The sequence below is a fragment of the Microvirga sp. Mcv34 genome (assembly GCF_024519725.1).
GTDB lineage: Bacteria > Pseudomonadota > Alphaproteobacteria > Rhizobiales > Beijerinckiaceae > Microvirga.
Map to the genome: position 1 here is coordinate 72,229 of NZ_JALJRK010000001.1, position 15,586 is coordinate 87,814.

Sequence of the window (15,586 nt, forward strand, 5' to 3'; positions counted from 1 at the left end):
CTAAACTGCCTTGCGTTCGCCCGTGACCGAAGCCGCCTGAGTGAGAAATCCCGATCTCGTCCGGTCTTCCTGGCGCGTCCAGTACCAGCCGAGGCCAAGTCCAAGGGTTGCCCAGAAGGCGAACGCCACCGCAAGCGAGCGCGCTGCGAATTGCGCGGCCAGGACGGCCGGAACGTCACTCGCGGCGGCCTCCGCGTGAGGCGCACCGATCAGATGCGGAAGCACGATCGCCAGGATGCCGATGCCGATCGCCGCATGGTGACGCACATTCGTAATCAGATACAGGCCAAGGGCCGTTCCGGCGGCGGTGCAGATCCACCAGATCTGGCGCTCGGCGAGATGCGCGCCTCCCATGCCCGGAAGCTCGGGGGGCAACCCGACAGCAGGCGCGAGACTGGCGGCGAGGAAGCCGCCGATGGCCCATCGCAAGGTCGTCTGCATGTCGAACCGGCGACCCGCCGCAAGGATCAAGGCCGCGAGGATCAAGGCATAGCCGACGCCGCTGACCAACGTGGCCAGAGCCGTGAATGCGATTCGGGGAAAGCCTTCGCTTGGCTCCCATGCGCTCTCGTCCGCAGAGTCGGACGGAGCATGTTGCACATGGGCCAGGTGCAACAGGCCGCCGAGACCGGCAGCATGCGCTTCCGGCGCGGCGGCCTTCTCGTATGTCTCGGCTTGAAGAATCAGCGGAGATGTCAGGAAAGTTTGGAGGGTCGCAGCCACGCAGGCAGCCAGAAACCCAGCGACTAAGGCCGCTTTCAGAACCCGCAGGATCATGGGATTCCCCTGTTAGTGGCAGGGGAAATTATGCGAGTGACGCCAGTCATGCGCCGCATTGTGGATCGTCTCGGGCGAAGCGAAACCCGAAATGAACACAAGGGCGAGGCCGAAGGTTGCTGCGATGAGAATGGCCACGAGGCGTTGAGACGGAGTGGCGGCGTAAGCTTGATTGGTGAGCGTCGACATGAATACCTCTTGGCCACCCCTCCGGCGGCATTTGGGTTGCACGATGACGGCAGGTCTCCTGGCTCGCGGGTCGATGCTTTGCGCTACCGCCTTCCCGGGCTTTTCGGCCCAGTGGCATTTGGAGCGAAGGCTCGCCGCTTACAGTTGCGGGGGCAGCCGCGGTGTCTCACCGCATTCCCTTTTCACCCCGTTGCCGGGGCACCGTCCGTTACATGCTTACCGGGGCGGCGGACATCTTTCAAGCCTGGGCATTGCCCTTAGATGCCTTGAAATCGGACCTCGGCCTGTTCATGGTGCGGCCCACTCATGGGAAGGCAGGCTCGGAATGACCCAGGATGAAGAGGCGCGCCACCGCGCCAAAATGATCAAGCGCAAGGAAGTCCAGGACCGGGAGGTCGCCTCGAAGACGGTCGAGAAGGGGCTCCTGATCGTCCACACGGGTCCCGGCAAGGGCAAGTCCACGGCCGCCTTCGGGCTCATGCTGCGGGCGCTGGGACGGGGCTTCCACGTGGGCGTGGTGCAGTTCATCAAGGGCGCCTGGGAAACCGGCGAGCGCCTCGCCCTCGACCGGTTCTCCGACCAGGTCGAGTGGTACACCATGGGCGAGGGCTTCACCTGGGAGACGCAGGACCGCTCCCGCGATGTGGCGGCGGCGGAACGCGCCTGGGCCAAGGCGAAGGAGCTGATGGCGCGCGAGGATATCCGCCTCCTGGTGCTCGATGAGCTCAACATCGCGCTACGCTACGAATACCTGCCCCTGGGGGAGGTGGTCGAGACCTTGCGGCAGCGCCGCCCCCATCTCCACGTGGTCGTCACCGGCCGCAACGCCAAGCCAGAACTGATCGAGGCCGCCGATCTCGTAACCGAGATGACCCTGGTGAAGCACCATTTCGCCGCCGGCGTGAAGGCGCAGGAAGGCGTCGAGTTCTGATGCGCGCGCTCATGGTGCAGGGCACCGGTTCCAATGTGGGCAAGTCGCTCCTGGTGGCGGGCCTGTGCCGGGTCTTCGCACGAAGGGAGCTGAGTGTCCGGCCCTTCAAGCCGCAGAACATGTCGAACAACGCGGCGGTCACGGGAGACGGCGGCGAGATCGGCCGCGCCCAGGCCCTGCAGGCCCGCGCCGCCGGCGTGGCGCCGAGCGTTCACATGAACCCCGTGCTGCTGAAACCTCAGAGCGAGATCGGCTCGCAGGTGGTGGTGCAGGGCCGCGTGGTCGGCACCGCCAGGGCGCGCGAGTACCAATCCTGGAAGCCGCGCCTCATGGCGGCGGTGCTCGACAGCTTCGGGCGACTCTCCAGCGAGGCGGATCTCGTGCTCGTCGAAGGCGCGGGCTCGGCCTCCGAAGTGAATCTGAGGGCGGGCGACATCGCCAATATGGGCTTTGCCCGCGCGGCCGAGGTGCCCGTGGTGCTCGTGGGCGACATCGACCGGGGCGGCGTGATCGCCAGCCTCGTCGGCACCAAGGCGGTTCTGGACGAGGCTGATGCGGCTATGATCCGCGGCTTCATCGTCAACCGCTTTCGGGGTGACCCGGCCCTGTTCGACAGCGGCATGCGTTTCGTGGCCGAGCGCACCGGCTGGCCGGCGCTCGGCCTTGTGCCGCATTTTTCCGACGCCGCGCGCCTTCCGGCCGAGGACGGCCTGGGATTGCGGCGCGAAGGGCGAAAGGGTTCGGTCGTGATCGCGGTTCCGGTGACGCCCTGGATCTCCAATTTCGACGATCTCGATCCCCTGCGCGAGGAGCCGGGCGTCGAGGTGGTGCTGGTGGAGCCCGGCCGTCCGCTGCCGGCGGGGGCTGCGCTCGTCCTGCTGCCCGGCTCCAAGACCACCATCGACGATCTCCTGTTCATGCGCGCGCAGGGCTGGGACATCGACCTGAAGGCGCATGTTCGCCGGGGAGGGCGGGTTCTCGGCCTTTGCGGCGGCTACCAGATGCTGGGAACGCGGATCGGCGATCCGCTCGGCATCGAAGGCGAGGCGGGCCGCTTTGTCGAGGGGCTAGGCCTGCTCGACGTCGCGACCACGCTCACCGCGCACAAGCGGCTCGAAGCCGTCACAGGGACCACGCAGGGGGACGAGACGCCCTTCTCCGGATACGAGATGCATATCGGCGAGACGTCGGGGCCGGATGCGGCCTCGCGGGCTTTCGCCCGTTTGGCGAACGGGCGACGGGACGGTGCCGTCTCGGCGGACGGCCGCGTGACCGGCACCTATGTCCACGGCCTCTTCGCCGATGACCGGCAGCGGGCGCGGTGGCTCGGCCTGATCGGGGCGCAGACCAGCGATCTCGCTTACGAAGCCCTCGTCGACGACATTCTCGACCGCTTCGCCGATCACCTGGAGGCGCATCTCGATTGCGACAGGCTGCTCGCCCTCAGCGCGCGATGAGCCCCACTGCAAGAGCCAATCCTACCGCAAGGGCAAACAGCAAAAGGCACGAAGTTCGGTAGAGGGCGAGCGCTCGGTCGATGTCGTCCGCATTCGCTTCTGCGCGTCCGTTCCCCATCCAGCGATCATCGACGCGCACGTCGCCATAGACGCGGGGACCGGCCAGCCTTAAGCCCAAGGCGCCGGCCATCGCGGCTTCCGGCCAGCCAGCATTGGGCGAACGGTGATGCGGGGCGTCGCGCAGGACCGCCCGCCATGCGCCTTGCGCGGAGGCTCCCCGGCGAAGGGCGGCGGCCGCGACGATGAGGAGCGCGGTGAGCCGCGAGGCGGGCAGGTTCACGAGATCGTCGAACCGCGCCGCCGCCCAGCCGAAGGCATCGTACCGGGGCGTGCGGTGGCCGATCATGCTGTCGGCGGTGTTCGTGGCCTTGTAGAGGGCGGCGGCGGTGAGGCCGCCGAGCCCGAGCCAGAAGGCAGGCGCCACGATCCCGTCCGAGAAGTTCTCGGCGAGGCTCTCGATGGCCGCGCGGGACACGCCCGCCTCGTCCAGGCTCTGCGGATTGCGCCCGACGATCATCGCGACGGCCGCACGCCCTCCCTCGAGTCCGCCCTCGCGCAGGCCTTTCGACACCGCGGCGACATGCTCGTGCAGGCTGCGCTGGGCGATGAAGGTGCCGGAGAGAAGGGCGAGCAGGGCGAGGCCCACGAGTCCGAGCGGCAGAAGCAGGTGCTCCAGCGCTCCCGTCGCAAGGCCCGTCACGGCCAGGAGGACGAGTAGGGCCAGGATTCCGGCGGCGCGGCGCCGGGCGAAGGACCAGGTCTCCCGGTTCAAGCGCCGGTCGAGGCCCTTGATCAGCCCGCCGATCCAGGTGACGGGGTGGCCGATCCACGTGTAAAGGCGATGCGGATAGCCGAAGGCAGCCTCGGCCGCGAGGGCGAGGCTTAAGGTGAGCAGGCTATCGGAGAGGGCCATGGGGACATCGGATGAGTGAGGCACGGATCTGGCACGGCGGCGACCTGGACGAGGCCCGACGGCTCTTTCCGGACGCGCCGGAGCCGTGGATCGACCTGTCGACGGGGATCAACCCCATAGCCTATCCCATGCCTCCCTTGCCAGCCTCCCTCTTCGAGCGGTTGCCTTCGCCGGCCGCCCACAGGGACTTGGAGGCTGCGGCCGCCGAGGCCTATGGGGCCGCGGATTCCGCCATGGTCTTGGGGGCGCCGGGAACGCAGGTTCTCATCAGCCTGCTGCCGGCCCTGTGGCCCCGCTCGCGCGTCGCCATCCTCGGGCCGACCTATGCCGAACATGCCCATGCCTGGCGCGGGGCTGGGCACGCAGTCGCGGAGGTGGGCACGGTCGATGAGGCCGACGAGGCGGATATCCTCGTCGTGGTGAACCCCAACAATCCCGATGGCCGCACGCTGCGGCGCGAGGCGCTGCTCGAACAGGCGGAGCGCCTTCGCCGCCGTGGCGGCCGACTCGTGGTCGACGAGGCCTTCGCGGATTTCGACGACAAAGAGACGCTTGTTCCAGTCCTGCCGGACAACGCCATCGTCCTGCGCTCCTTCGGCAAGACCTACGGGCTCGCGGGCGTCCGGCTCGGTTTCGCCGTTACTGCGACCGGCTTCGCCGGGACGTTGAGGAAGGCCCTTGGCCCCTGGTCCGTCTCAGGCCCGGCCCTTGAGGTCGGGCGACGCGCGTTGCGCGACCGCACCTGGCGAGAGTCCGCCTGGGAGGCGAGGGCGGAGGATGCCCGCCGCCTGGATGTGCTCCTGGCTCCGCTGTCGGACCGGGCGACCGGCGGCACGATCCTCTACCGTCTCATGGAGAGCGGCCGCACGCCGGAGCTGTTCTCCCATCTGGGACGCCACGGCATCTGGGTCCGCCGCTTCCAGTCCGATCCCCGCCTCCTGCGGTTCGGGCTGCCGGGCTCGGCGGAGGCCTGGCGGCGCCTTGAGACGGCTCTTGCGGACTTTCTCAAAGCCTGAGTTGCGCTTCAGAAAAGAAAAAGCCGCGTCCGATCTTGCGATCGAACCGCGGCTCGAACCCGTGCACTGGCCCCCTCAGGCACGGAAGATGTGAAATATATCTTTGGTGAATGTTGTGTTGAAATGATCCGCATCAATGGGAGCGTTCTATAGATGAGCGCTCCCGGGTCGGAAATAGTGGGAAATACGTACCTTTTACAGTCAAGCTTGGGGCGGGAGAGAGGCTTATCGCTTCAGACGCTTCACATTGGCGCGCACTTTCCGGCGATATCCTCTAACGACCTTGTGGGCCGATCCGCCCGTCGCGAGGGTCGCGGCCGCTTCCGCGAAGGCCGTAACCTTCTCCGTCACCATCAGCAGGTTCTCCGCGGCGGAGCCCCGGCCCATGGCCGCTTGGGACAGGCGAGTCCAGATCACGAGCTGGGACTCGACGGCCAACATTGTGGTGTCGGTTGTCAGTTTCATCCAGGGTAAAAGCATCGAGGCTCCTGAAAGGTGCGGTGGAAGAGCAGGTCTATATAATCAGAGTGGCGACATAAAGTTTCGCAGCCTGGGACCTGTCCGGAATAGTGAGCGGGGATTCAGAGGCATTTTCGGGATCCGGCCTTATCAATTAACGTAGATCAATGCCAGGGTTGCCGAGGGTATGCGTCGTGCCCCGCTATTACATTGATGTCAAAAGCCATTTCTGCACGGACGAGGATCCGAGCGGAATCGAGTTGCCGGACCTGCAGGCTGCCAGGATCGAGGCCGCGAAGGTCGCTGAAAGGCTCCTGAAAAGCTGGGCAGGCATGTTGCCGCAGTACAGCAGCGAGATCATGATCGAGATCGTCGGCGAGGATCTTCGCCCGGTCCTGATCATTCCGTGCTCCGAGATCGGCTGACGCTCCCGATGCTCTCAGCGGCCCTCGGGGGCATCATGGAAGCTGATAGCACAGCAACAAAGCCGCCAGGGCGGCGGTGAGCGCCGTGGCGATCAATCCCTTGTCGATGACATGGTCGGGCAGGACAGTGCGATTTGGCATGCGCTTGATCAAATCACCGCTCACTCAGGCGATCCAGGTGACTTACCTGTGGTGGCCGATCGGCAGATCAACCCCATTTGTCCCATAAAGCTAAGATATCGATGGCGGCAGAAGCTCTGAGAATTTTCGCCGGATGGTCTCGTAGCATTCGCAGGCGGCGGCCTCGAGGCCGCTTCGATCGGCGATGGTGATGAGCCCCCGGCTCCGGTTGATGAGCCCGCCCTCGTGGAGGGCGCGTGTGACGGCGCTGACGGTGGAGCGTTGGACGCCGAGCATTTCCGCGAGGAATTCATGCGTGAGAGGCAGCTCGTCGGAAGCCCAGCGGTCGCGCGTGTTGAGGATCCAGCGGCAGCAGCGCGCCTCGACACTGTGCGTGGCGTTGCAGGCGACGCTCTGCAGGGTTTGCGCCAGAAGCGCCTCGGTGAAACGCAGGATGAGCTGCTGGATCTTGGGCCTCGTCCTGAAGGCGTCGTGCATCCGGTCGAGATCGACGCGGGAGGCGGTTCCGGCGATCTGCACGATATAGCGCCCGAAGGAGTTGCGAGAGACGAAGGCGCTGACGAACCCGACGAGAGATTCGCACCCGAACGTCGCCATCTCGGCCGACTTCCCGTCGAGCATCACGGTCACGAGAGAGATCACGGCGCTATGGGGAAAGTAGGTATATTCGAGCGTCTCCCCGGCCTCGTAGACCACTGCGCCCCGCTGGAAATCGACCGTTGTCAGATGCGGCTCCAGAAAGGCGAAGTCCTCGTCATCCAGAGCAGCCAGAAGCCGATTGCCACGATGCGGGTTGTTCAACTGAACCTGTGCCATTGCGAAGGTCCTGTCTCGAACGAAGACACTCTACCACAACACGCATCTCGAGACCCGTCCCTTACGATCCTGAGCTGGGCGATTGCTGCGTAAAGCCTCTCGTCAGCGCTTCTCGGGCGGGAACACGGTCTTCCAGTCGCTCTTCATATCGACTACGACCCACCGGTCCTGGGCCGCGGCTTCGAGCGCCTTGTCGAGTCCGCCGAAGATCGGGCCGCGCTCATAGGCATATTCGCGCTCCCCATCCGTGTGATGCACGATGACGCCGAGCCGCCGTTTCCCCGTCTCTGTCGTCCATTGCAGCATCTCGAGATCGCCGTCGGAATTGCCGAAAGCGGCGACGGGGCGGCGGCCGATCTGCTGGTCGATGCCGACGGGTTTTCCCGGACCATCGTCGACGAAGTCGATCTGGGGCAGACGGAACAGTGTCGGCTGTCCGTCACGGCGCTCGAACTTCGTGACGATGCGCGAGCCCACGATCTGCTCTGGCGGAATGCCGTAGCGCTCCTCGGCGAAAGCGCGCATGAATTCGGCTCCGCCGCCGGAGACGATGAAGGTTTTGAACCCGTTGGCGCGCATGTAAGCCAATACCTCCAGCATGGGCTGGTACACGAGTTCCTCGTAAGGACGATCGAACCGCGGGTGTCGGGCGGTCGCGAGCCATTCCTTGACGATCTGGCGGAATTCCCCCGTTGTCATGCCCGCATGGGTCGCGGCGAGAATCTCGACGGCCCCGTGCTCACCGGAGCCTGCGAGCGCCGTCATGTCTCCTTCGAGCACGGCCTTGAAGGGTTGCCAGTCCTTCCAATCCGGATGCTGCGGCGCCAGTGCCTTGATGCGATCGAGGGCGAAGGCGAGCTGGACATAGACGGGCTGCTCGATCCAGAGCGTGCCGTCATTGTCGAAGGTGGCGATCCGCTCCGGCTCCGGAATGAAGTCCGATGATCCCGCTCGGGTCGTGTCCGTGACGAAGGCGATGATCGCCTGTTTCGCGGCGGCGTCGTTCCAGGACGGGAGGGGATCGGTCTGCGCGACGGCGGCGGTTATCCAGGCCGCAAACAATGTGATAAACCCGAGCCGGAACAGTCGAAGCGACATAGTTGCCTCCTTCTCCCATGGCCTGAGCACAACGGAATGGCCCCAAGGGACTGTCGCTCATCCAGGATCACCGGCGCCCGCATGCCGTCAGCGGCAATCGGTGCAGATGCCCTTCTTGAGCAGCTTGTCGATCCGCTGGTTCTGGCGATTCATCTGCCGGGTTGCCGTCGTGTCGTTCGTCGAAAAGTCGTTGCGCGGCTGCGTCGTTGCATCCCGCTCGAGGGCCTTGTCCGATGGGATCACCACTTCGCCGTTGCGCACCGGCGGCTGGCGGGGCTTTTGCCCCTGAGCCGAAACCGGCGACGCTGCGGCGAGGCCGGCGAGTGCAAGGGGTAAAATGAGACGCCGCATCAATCTCTCCTGGTCTCAGATGATTCCAGGAGAGATTGCCACCGCTCGAACGGCGTTGCTTGACAGAAGGGGACAGGATACGACGGCGGTCAGAACCGCGCGCTGATGCCGAGCACCGGCCCGTGCTGGAGCATGTCGAACTGGTACCGCTGCCGGCCCTCGCCCTGGACATAATCCACGTAGAGCGCGCGGTATCCGATAACGCCCGAGAACGTGACGCCCTGGTAAGTGCCGAGCTCGAACCCGTAGGCGCCGATGGCCTGCCAGGAGAAGTCGCTTCCAAGGCCGAAACCGCCGATGTCGCCGCGTAGCAGGAGCTCATGCCCCGGCGCCACGGTGTAGCGGATGCGACCGCCGATCATCGGATCGACCCAGTCGACCGAACCCGAATGGGCGATCGCGCGGGCTCCCACCACGTCGAGATCGGCCGTCGAGACCGCGCCTGCGACGGCCAGCGAGAGATCCGCCGACTGGTGCCAGTATCGCGCCCCGGCGAGCACATCGAACGCCAGCGGTCCCGTGCGGTACACCTCGTAGGCAGCGCCGACCTCGACGATGGCCATCTCGATATCGAGGCTCAGGGACGTGGCGAGTGTTCCCGTGACGCCCGGAGCCAGGGTGCGGCTCCGGATGTTGCCGCCATCGAAGCCGATCTTGCTCCAGACCACGTCCGTGAAAAGACTGAGCGGGCCATTGCGGGCCTCGAAGTCGCCCATCAGGGCCACGAGCGTGTCCGACTTCTCCACGATGTCGGCGAAGCTTGCATCGACCTTCACGGATCGTCCGCGGATGGTCTGGGTGCCGTTCAACGCGGTCAGCCAGCCATATGGCGTGAAGCGATAGGTCCAGCTGGGAAGGGCGGGGGCTTCGATCACGGGAGCGGGCGGTGGGGCGAGGTCCGCGGCAAGGGTGCTGCCCGCACCGCCGAAGAGAAGCCCGGCCGGAACCGTGAGGACACACGACAACCATTGCGGAAGGTAACGCATCGTTCCCCCTTGGATTGCTGACTTCTTGTCTCCCAGCCTCGTCATAGCAACCGAGGCCATGCGCGGCGTCAAGGCGGGAATCGCCGGTGCGAGGGCCGATGCGGACGGGTCATCCTTTGTGGGTATTCCCGCGCGGGAGTGCATCTGATGGCAGGGCTGAAGCGGCCCTGTCCCGATCTGATAAGTGAATGGCTCAACCGATCAAGCAGAGCGGATCGACCCGCTTAAGATCGATCCCGCGTATTCGCTGGGCGCTCGATCTTCGCATGCGCCGATCAACTCTCGTCTCCTGTCGTTGACGATTGGGCCGGCATGGCCGGGCGTCGGGAAGCGGTGCGTTGCCGGGCGGCCTTATCGACGGGTTCAGCCGAGTCTCGCGATGCCGTGCATGACGGCAGGCTTGGTGGGCTTCGCCGCGCGCGAGCCGTGGAGCCTGCCCTCGGGCTCGGCGGACGACATTCGTCGACATCGTGCAACGGGGCGTCCGCAGCGTCCGTCGCATGCTGCATCTTCCGTCGTCTGCGGAAAGGAGGCCTCCATGAGAACGCTGACGATCCTGTCCGTCGCAGGGATTGTGTCCATTGCCGTGATTGCGGCCGCGCAGGCGCAATCGCAGCCCAATGCCATCCAGGGCACACCCGGTTCCCTATTCCCCTATGCGGCTCCGAATGAGGTCCAAATCATCAACGGCGTGCCCTGCCGCACCGTGCTGATCGGCGGCTCCAACGTCCGCGTTCCTGTGGAATGCGCCGGTCAGGCCCCGACCGGGACCTTTGAGCCGGGAACAACCGGGAGCATCCGCGTCGAGGATGGAGGTGCGCGTATGGTCAGCGGGCGGCCGCTGACGGGCAGCCCCAACGCGCTGTTCCCCTATGCGATGCCGAATGAGGTCCAGATCATCAACGGCGTGCCCTGCCGCACCGTGCTGATCGGCGGCTCCAATGTCCGCGTTCCTGTGGAATGCATTCGCTGACCGTCACGAGAGACCATTACTGTGGCTTAACGGATACAGAAAAAAGAAAAGGCAGCGACGCTGCCCTTTGATGCTTGCCGCCTTTTACGGCACACAGTACTTTATTGCAATGCAGTGCGGTGATTGGCGTCACTGTCCTGCTCGCCCTTCTTGGGCGTTTCCTCCCTAAACTTCGGGCCGCTTTGTCGCGGCCCTTTTTCTTGTGAGGGGAGAGTATTCAGGCTTCGATAGCCCAGCAACAGAAAAGCTGCATCTCGACCTTGCACAAAAGTAGTAGTGGATGAGCGCCCGCCCTGGGGCATCACGCTGCAACGGAACGGCCGCTCCGGTGCAAAAATGGATTTCCCTTTCAGGATCGATGTTCTAGGAATTTCCCACTTGTATGGGGGTGTTCAATGGGTGGGGGTGATCAACTCGGCGCTGCCGTGACGCTGGGTCTCGTCTTGGCGGTCGGACTGCTCCTGTTCGTCCTGGTGGCTTGGCTCTTTCGCGCCGCCTGGCGCTGGATTGCCGGTAGCAGTTCGAAGCCGAAGAACCAGCAGGACCAGCCAGCACTCGATCTGAAACCGGCGATCGGCGCGTCCGGAGTATCCGCCTCGGACCTGTTCGTGATCAGAACGAATCTCAATGCGGTGGCCAGGCAGGTCGAGGATCTGGAGCGGAGGCTTCGCCTGGGATCCAGCGATCAGGCCAAGACCGTCGAAACCTCCCGGCACTAGCGCATCGGACGGAAAAGTGGACCCGGTTTTCGCTGACGCGGCCCTCTGGGTCCTCCTCATCCGATGCGCCAGCCAAGAGAAGGAGCATCGGATGAATCCCAAAAGTGGTGTCCACTTTTGGGTCCGAGGCTCTAGCCTGCCGTTAGCGCGTCGATTTTCGACTCCCCCGGGATCAGGGCTGCAAGGCCGTTTGGCTGCTCTGAAGGGCGCGTAGGGTTACGGCATCGAGCTTTCCCGTAACGGCGACCCCCCGGGACTGCTGAAACGCCTCGAGTGAGCGGCGTGTGCCCGGGCCAGAGACTCCATCCGCTTTCAAGGGGCCGAATCCCAGCGCCGTCAGTGCCTGCTGCGCATAGGCGATCTCGTCCTTCGAGGGACCGGCGCTTGCCGCCTCCGCGACGGCGGGAGCCTCGATCGAGGGCGATGCCTGAGCGGGCGCCTTCGCGGGTTGGGGTCGCATCACGTCGATCTCGCCGCTGATTCGGCCACGGAGATATTCCAGGTGCTTCAACTCCTGCGTGGCGGCGGCGATTCGCTTCTGCACATGCTGCAGGTCCTGGTTTTGACCCTTGAACTGCTCCAGCTCGGCGGCGAGCGCCTCACGATCGGCGTTCGCGCCCTCGGCCGCCTTCAGCAGTCGAGCGATCTCGGCCTGGGCATCGGCGCCGGACGAGCGGGGCAGCAGGACCGACACGCCGAACAGGGCCCACCCGGCCACGGCTATGGCGATCGTCAGACGGTTCATCATCATGCGCCGGGTCCTGTCCTTCTTCCAGCCTGCCGCCTCTGGGGCGGCACCATGGCATGACATGAAGGGATGAAGAGGGTCTTATACCCTCCAGGAGCGACAGGACACCATGGAGGAACATCCCGCGCAAATAATGGCGCGAAGGGCTGCGGTCCGCGATCGGGCGCATCGTGCAGACCGGGAGGTCGTGTCAGAGACCCTTCGGCACCATTGGTGAAACGTGGACCCGGCTTTGCGCATGCCGGGGAGGAGATCGGGCGGGTCTGAACGATGAGGAGGGCGCGTCGACGGATCGTCCGGTCTGGCTCGTCAACGGCTTTCGGTGACCCGCAGCTTCCTGGTTCGATCGATCCCGACGGTAGGCTGATGGCCTGCGCCCCTCTCGCCCTGGTCGCGCCGGTAGATCAGCACCGCAGCGGCAAGAGCCAACAGGCTCCCGGCAAACGGCATGCTGAGCAGGGCGACCGTTGCCCCGTAAGGCCACAGCAGGACGCAACTGGCGAAACCGCCGACCAATGCCATCACGGGATAGATGATCGCCATGGCGCATACCTTCCTAGGGATTACCTCGGCCGCACTATAGCGCATCTCCACGGCTTAGCACTAGGCCTAGTGTCGAGGTTTCGCGCGACTGGGACAGGGCGTTCTTATAAAGCTCGAGAGTAAAGAGAGCCTTTCCGGTGCCAGGATGTCTGCCCAACGAAGACCTGGACCTTCCGTCCGGCCTGTCGTGGAGGACATGCACCGCCGCCAGGTTGTTCCTGGAGCGGATGCCCGGATAGGGCTTGTTCGCTGCCCTTGAAGTCGCGAGAGGGCACGGGGCTCGAGGTCATCATCGAAGTTCGACAGCTTGGAGTATCAAACCCAGGGGTCCGATGTCGCAGGACCTGTCGCTAAGTGCTTGAGAGGAGGGCTGGCTGGGGGACCTGGATTCGAACCAAGACTAACGGAGTCAGAGTCCGTAAATTGGGTATCCTTGAGTGTCTCGCGGCATCGTTCAAAGGCACAAGATATTGATAAATAAGTATTGCATGGTCCTTCTACATCACTTCAACTCCCTTGATGTCATGTCTGTTTGGTGACATGTTGGTGACACGGCACAGTTTCTGTGCCTCCCGGAATCTTCGTGTCACCAGGGTAGCCATGAAGCTCAACCAGCGCACCGTCGCCTCAATCAAGCCTGGTCCGCGGCTGATCGTATGGGATGACAGTTTGCCGGGCTTTGGGGTAAGGGTGACGGAAGGGTCCGTCTCTTACATTGTAGATTTCAGGATCTCGGGCCGGCGGCGCAGGGTAGCGCTCGGATCGACTACACTCCTCAAATTTGATGCGGCTCGAGATCGGGCTGGGGAGATAATTGTTGCAGGCAGGAAGGGCGTCGACCTGACCCTCGATGAGCGACGCGGCATGCCAACGTTCAAGGAGGTTTGGGAGGAGATGATTGCCCTCGACCGGCTTCAACGGGCGCCTGCCACGATCGAGGATTATGAGGACCGAGCAAACCGTCTCATTCTCCCTGACCTTGGCAAGAAGCTGATTTGCGATGTGACGCCTGCCCATGTTGAAAAGGTTGTTGCATCAGCGACCGGGGAGCGGAACAAGGCGTATATTGTTGCGCTGATCAAAAAGACCTTCAACTTCGCACGGGACAAAAAACACTATCTTCCTGAAACCCACCGCAATCCTACCGGCGGGATGAAGGTCAGAGCCAAGGCCGCAACTACCGCCCGGGCGCTAGAGGCCGATGACATCGCAAAGTTCGGCATAGCCCTCGCTGAGATGGAGGGTTCAGGTGAGGTGTCGCCATGGCTAGCAAACCTGTTCCGCCTATCCCTGATCTGCGGACTGCGTCCCGGAGAGGTCCGGACGCTGACATGGGCCAAGGTAAACCTGCCTAAGCGAAAGCTGACCGTCGTCGGCAAGACAGGAGAGCGGGAAATCCACCTGACCGACGCCGCCGTCCAAGTTCTTGAGGCCACGCCACGGGTTCAGGGCTGCGAATACGTATTTGCTGGCCGTCGATACGGCCAGCCAATAGCCGCAGTCCATAAGGTCCTCCGAAAAGTGCAAGAGAAAGCAGAAGTGGAGCGTTTCCGGCCCTACGATCTACGGCATAGTGCAGCTACCGGTGCCCTGGCCTCGGGGGCCGATTTAGCAGCAGTCCGAGCACTCCTGGGGCATTCGGACTTGCGTACAACGCAGGGCTATCTGCACGCGAGCGAGAAGCGACAGAGGATAGCAGCAGAGCGTGCTGCCGCATTTGGGAGAAGGGTGTTGGGAGATGGCTAATGCCCCTGCGGATATTCCTAACGCCATACTTGATGAGTTGCTCGGGTTACGGACCACCACATCTGAGGCCGAAGCGAGGTTCGCGAGGATTATCTTAGAGGCCACAGGTATCGATCTAAGCAAACAAGATATCTCCGAAATTTCGATGACAGTCATCTTAGGGATTGTCAAAGAACCCCCAACGACCGACAGCCGAGAGGCTTTGGAGGATTTCGATAAGGCCGCCTCTAAACTTATTGCTGCCCTGAACAGAGTCCAATTCGAAGCTGCCAAGGGAACACCAATTGGGCGGTTAGATCTCACAGTTCCGAAGGATATGCCAATCGGGCGGAGTAATCTTGCCGAAAAATTCCTAGACGATGCACTTGCGGAGGATAAGGAAGAGGGCGAGCGGATCGGCTACATCTGGGATCCGAGAGAATACGTCACACGTGTGGTCTCGGATGTTGCCTTATTGCAAACTAGGGTCAGAAAGATCCTTCACCATGCTACAAGGATTGAGCATGGCACGGGGCGTAGGATCGCGGGCTATGACGAGTTTATCTTTGCCTGCCATCGGGTGTGGAAGCGGCACCGCAAAGACAAAGGATACTCAACAAAGCAGGGACGGGGTGTCGGCCCTTTCGTACGGTTCGTCTATTCTGCACAGGCTCTCCTCCCTTTAGCAAAGCGCAAGGACACAGAGGCTGCCGTTGGGGATGCGGTCGTGAAGGCGTTGAAGAGTTCAACACGAAATTAGCTTCTTGTGACCTCGACGACAGGGCGAGATTTTTCGTGAATGTAAAGGGCACCCACAGCCAATGAGGTGCTCCGGTGCAAAACAGTATTCCCCACCTGTACACAGAGCAGGATGCAGCAAATATCCTCGGCCTTGCGCCTGCTACCTTACGAAACATGCGTGCCAACGGTCGCGGCCCCTCTTTCGTCAAGATTGGAGGCCTAGTCCGCTACCGGGATGCCGATCTCGTTGAGTGGATTGAGAGCCGGGTTCGTCACACCACCGATGGCAACCGCCGTCATGCTCAGACCATGTAAGGTCCGATCATGCGACCCCGCGCTTCCATGGTCACCGAAGGCAGAGACACGGAACAACTGTTCGCCCTGGTTCCGGTCCAAACTGTCATCATTCATTCGGCCTCTTCAGTTGGCATCAAAGTGTTGAGAGTCCTCGCGGATTTGTCCACTTTGCTGGTCCTTTCCTCATGGAGCCCTCTCTTTAGAGGGTTAAGGGACAAACC

General features: G+C 63.3%; 20 protein-coding genes and 1 riboswitch. Of the genes, 8 read left to right on the forward strand and 12 right to left on the reverse strand.

Features of this window, described 5'->3' with window-relative positions; genetic code table 11:
• Positions 1-777: a CbtA family protein gene (locus OC446_RS00350; RefSeq protein WP_262027051.1), complete on the reverse strand. Its 777-nt coding sequence runs from the start codon at positions 775-777 to the stop codon at positions 1-3.
• A 12-nt stretch (positions 778-789) separates the two neighbouring features.
• A complete protein-coding gene (locus tag OC446_RS00355) occupies positions 790-966 on the reverse strand; it encodes a CbtB domain-containing protein (protein ID WP_262027052.1) in 177 nt (58 codons plus the stop codon).
• Positions 967-996: 30 nt separating this feature from the next.
• A riboswitch (cobalamin riboswitch) is annotated at positions 997-1,187 on the reverse strand.
• A 104-nt stretch (positions 1,188-1,291) separates the two neighbouring features.
• On the opposite strand from OC446_RS00355, the gene cobO reads away from it, so the two are divergent.
• Positions 1,292-1,897 (forward strand): cob(I)yrinic acid a,c-diamide adenosyltransferase, encoded by a 606-nt coding sequence (cobO, locus tag OC446_RS00360; RefSeq protein ID WP_262027053.1) that lies wholly within the window; start codon positions 1,292-1,294, stop codon positions 1,895-1,897.
• Between the two features lie 11 nt (positions 1,898-1,908).
• Positions 1,909-3,354: a cobyric acid synthase gene (locus OC446_RS00365; RefSeq protein WP_262027243.1), complete on the forward strand. Its 1,446-nt coding sequence runs from the start codon at positions 1,909-1,911 to the stop codon at positions 3,352-3,354.
• Here OC446_RS00365 and cbiB read toward each other — a convergent pair.
• Complete coding sequence (cbiB, locus tag OC446_RS00370) at positions 3,341-4,327, reverse strand: adenosylcobinamide-phosphate synthase CbiB (RefSeq protein ID WP_262027054.1); 987 nt, start codon at positions 4,325-4,327, stop codon at positions 3,341-3,343. The genes OC446_RS00365 and cbiB overlap by 14 nt on opposite strands.
• 11 nt (positions 4,328-4,338) lie before the next feature.
• Here cbiB and cobD point away from each other — a divergent pair, with 11 nt between their 5' ends.
• Positions 4,339-5,343: a threonine-phosphate decarboxylase CobD gene (gene cobD, locus OC446_RS00375; protein WP_262027055.1), complete on the forward strand. Its 1,005-nt coding sequence runs from the start codon at positions 4,339-4,341 to the stop codon at positions 5,341-5,343.
• Positions 5,344-5,568: 225 nt separating this feature from the next.
• Here the strand turns inward: cobD and OC446_RS00380 are convergent, their stop codons facing one another.
• A complete protein-coding gene (locus OC446_RS00380) occupies positions 5,569-5,823 on the reverse strand; it encodes a hypothetical protein (protein ID WP_262027056.1) in 255 nt (84 codons plus the stop codon).
• Positions 5,824-5,996: 173 nt separating this feature from the next.
• On the opposite strand from OC446_RS00380, the gene OC446_RS00385 reads away from it, so the two are divergent.
• A complete protein-coding gene (locus tag OC446_RS00385; protein ID WP_262027057.1) occupies positions 5,997-6,227 on the forward strand; it encodes a DUF6894 family protein in 231 nt (76 codons plus the stop codon).
• Between the two features lie 33 nt (positions 6,228-6,260).
• On the opposite strand, the gene OC446_RS00390 is transcribed toward OC446_RS00385, so the two are convergent.
• The 5 genes from OC446_RS00390 to OC446_RS00410 all read right to left on the reverse strand — a co-directional run bounded on the left by OC446_RS00390 (position 6,261) and on the right by OC446_RS00410 (position 9,619).
• Positions 6,261-6,392: a hypothetical protein gene (locus OC446_RS00390; protein ID WP_262027058.1), complete on the reverse strand. Its 132-nt coding sequence runs from the start codon at positions 6,390-6,392 to the stop codon at positions 6,261-6,263.
• 66 nt (positions 6,393-6,458) lie between these two features.
• Positions 6,459-7,184 (reverse strand): Crp/Fnr family transcriptional regulator, encoded by a 726-nt coding sequence (locus OC446_RS00395; protein WP_262027059.1) that lies wholly within the window; start codon positions 7,182-7,184, stop codon positions 6,459-6,461.
• Between the two features lie 102 nt (positions 7,185-7,286).
• The gene (locus OC446_RS00400; protein ID WP_262027060.1) at positions 7,287-8,282 is read right to left on the reverse strand and encodes an HAD family hydrolase; all 996 of its coding nucleotides are present in this window, start codon (positions 8,280-8,282) and stop codon (positions 7,287-7,289) included.
• An 87-nt stretch (positions 8,283-8,369) separates the two neighbouring features.
• Positions 8,370-8,633 carry a hypothetical protein gene (locus OC446_RS00405; protein WP_262027061.1) on the reverse strand — a complete coding sequence of 88 codons (264 nt, stop codon included), beginning with the start codon at positions 8,631-8,633 and terminating at the stop codon, positions 8,370-8,372.
• Positions 8,634-8,722: 89 nt separating this feature from the next.
• On the reverse strand, positions 8,723-9,619 hold the full coding sequence (locus OC446_RS00410) for a hypothetical protein (protein WP_262027062.1): 897 nt from the start codon (positions 9,617-9,619) through the stop codon (positions 8,723-8,725).
• Between the two features lie 538 nt (positions 9,620-10,157).
• Here OC446_RS00410 and OC446_RS00415 point away from each other — a divergent pair.
• Together OC446_RS00415 and OC446_RS00420 are read left to right on the forward strand one after the other, a co-directional pair.
• Complete coding sequence (locus OC446_RS00415) at positions 10,158-10,592, forward strand: hypothetical protein (protein WP_262027063.1); 435 nt, start codon at positions 10,158-10,160, stop codon at positions 10,590-10,592.
• Positions 10,593-10,987: 395 nt separating this feature from the next.
• Entirely contained in the window at positions 10,988-11,311 is a 324-nt protein-coding gene (locus OC446_RS00420) for a hypothetical protein (protein ID WP_262027064.1), read from the forward strand.
• A 172-nt stretch (positions 11,312-11,483) separates the two neighbouring features.
• Here OC446_RS00420 and OC446_RS00425 read toward each other — a convergent pair whose 3' ends face one another.
• Both OC446_RS00425 and OC446_RS00430 read right to left on the reverse strand, forming a co-directional pair.
• Positions 11,484-12,062, reverse strand: a complete 579-nt coding sequence (locus OC446_RS00425) for a peptidoglycan-binding domain-containing protein (protein ID WP_262027065.1) — start codon at positions 12,060-12,062, stop codon at positions 11,484-11,486.
• A 306-nt stretch (positions 12,063-12,368) separates the two neighbouring features.
• Entirely contained in the window at positions 12,369-12,602 is a 234-nt protein-coding gene (locus OC446_RS00430; RefSeq protein ID WP_262027066.1) for a hypothetical protein, read from the reverse strand.
• 600 nt (positions 12,603-13,202) lie between these two features.
• Here OC446_RS00430 and OC446_RS00435 point away from each other — a divergent pair.
• Positions 13,203-14,348 (forward strand): site-specific integrase, encoded by a 1,146-nt coding sequence (locus tag OC446_RS00435; protein ID WP_262027067.1) that lies wholly within the window; start codon positions 13,203-13,205, stop codon positions 14,346-14,348.
• Entirely contained in the window at positions 14,341-15,087 is a 747-nt protein-coding gene (locus OC446_RS00440) for a hypothetical protein (RefSeq protein WP_262027068.1), read from the forward strand. Before OC446_RS00435 ends, OC446_RS00440 begins: the two co-directional genes overlap by 8 nt.
• A 200-nt stretch (positions 15,088-15,287) precedes the next feature.
• On the opposite strand, the gene OC446_RS00445 is transcribed toward OC446_RS00440, so the two are convergent.
• Positions 15,288-15,479 carry a hypothetical protein gene (locus OC446_RS00445; protein ID WP_262027251.1) on the reverse strand — a complete coding sequence of 64 codons (192 nt, stop codon included), beginning with the start codon at positions 15,477-15,479 and terminating at the stop codon, positions 15,288-15,290.
• Between the last annotated feature and the right edge of the window lie 107 nt (positions 15,480-15,586).

Bases quoted from the DNA above. Each gene is read 5' to 3' on its own strand.
- OC446_RS00350 (WP_262027051.1), bottom strand. From the start codon at position 777: ATGATCCTGCGGGTTCTGAAAGCGGCCTTAGTCGCTGGGTTTCTGGCT.
- OC446_RS00355 (WP_262027052.1), bottom strand. From the start codon at position 966: ATGTCGACGCTCACCAATCAAGCTTACGCCGCCACTCCGTCTCAACGC.
- cobO (WP_262027053.1), top strand. From the start codon at position 1,292: ATGACCCAGGATGAAGAGGCGCGCCACCGCGCCAAAATGATCAAGCGC.
- OC446_RS00365 (WP_262027243.1), top strand. From the start codon at position 1,909: ATGGTGCAGGGCACCGGTTCCAATGTGGGCAAGTCGCTCCTGGTGGCG.
- cbiB (WP_262027054.1), bottom strand. From the start codon at position 4,327: ATGGCCCTCTCCGATAGCCTGCTCACCTTAAGCCTCGCCCTCGCGGCC.
- cobD (WP_262027055.1), top strand. From the start codon at position 4,339: ATGAGTGAGGCACGGATCTGGCACGGCGGCGACCTGGACGAGGCCCGA.
- OC446_RS00380 (WP_262027056.1), bottom strand. From the start codon at position 5,823: ATGCTTTTACCCTGGATGAAACTGACAACCGACACCACAATGTTGGCC.
- OC446_RS00395 (WP_262027059.1), bottom strand. From the start codon at position 7,184: ATGGCACAGGTTCAGTTGAACAACCCGCATCGTGGCAATCGGCTTCTG.
- OC446_RS00400 (WP_262027060.1), bottom strand. From the start codon at position 8,282: ATGTCGCTTCGACTGTTCCGGCTCGGGTTTATCACATTGTTTGCGGCC.
- OC446_RS00405 (WP_262027061.1), bottom strand. From the start codon at position 8,633: ATGCGGCGTCTCATTTTACCCCTTGCACTCGCCGGCCTCGCCGCAGCG.
- OC446_RS00410 (WP_262027062.1), bottom strand. From the start codon at position 9,619: ATGCGTTACCTTCCGCAATGGTTGTCGTGTGTCCTCACGGTTCCGGCC.
- OC446_RS00415 (WP_262027063.1), top strand. From the start codon at position 10,158: ATGAGAACGCTGACGATCCTGTCCGTCGCAGGGATTGTGTCCATTGCC.
- OC446_RS00420 (WP_262027064.1), top strand. From the start codon at position 10,988: ATGGGTGGGGGTGATCAACTCGGCGCTGCCGTGACGCTGGGTCTCGTC.
- OC446_RS00425 (WP_262027065.1), bottom strand. From the start codon at position 12,062: ATGATGATGAACCGTCTGACGATCGCCATAGCCGTGGCCGGGTGGGCC.
- OC446_RS00430 (WP_262027066.1), bottom strand. From the start codon at position 12,602: ATGGCGATCATCTATCCCGTGATGGCATTGGTCGGCGGTTTCGCCAGT.
- OC446_RS00435 (WP_262027067.1), top strand. From the start codon at position 13,203: ATGAAGCTCAACCAGCGCACCGTCGCCTCAATCAAGCCTGGTCCGCGG.
- OC446_RS00440 (WP_262027068.1), top strand. From the start codon at position 14,341: ATGGCTAATGCCCCTGCGGATATTCCTAACGCCATACTTGATGAGTTG.
- OC446_RS00445 (WP_262027251.1), bottom strand. From the start codon at position 15,479: ATGAATGATGACAGTTTGGACCGGAACCAGGGCGAACAGTTGTTCCGT.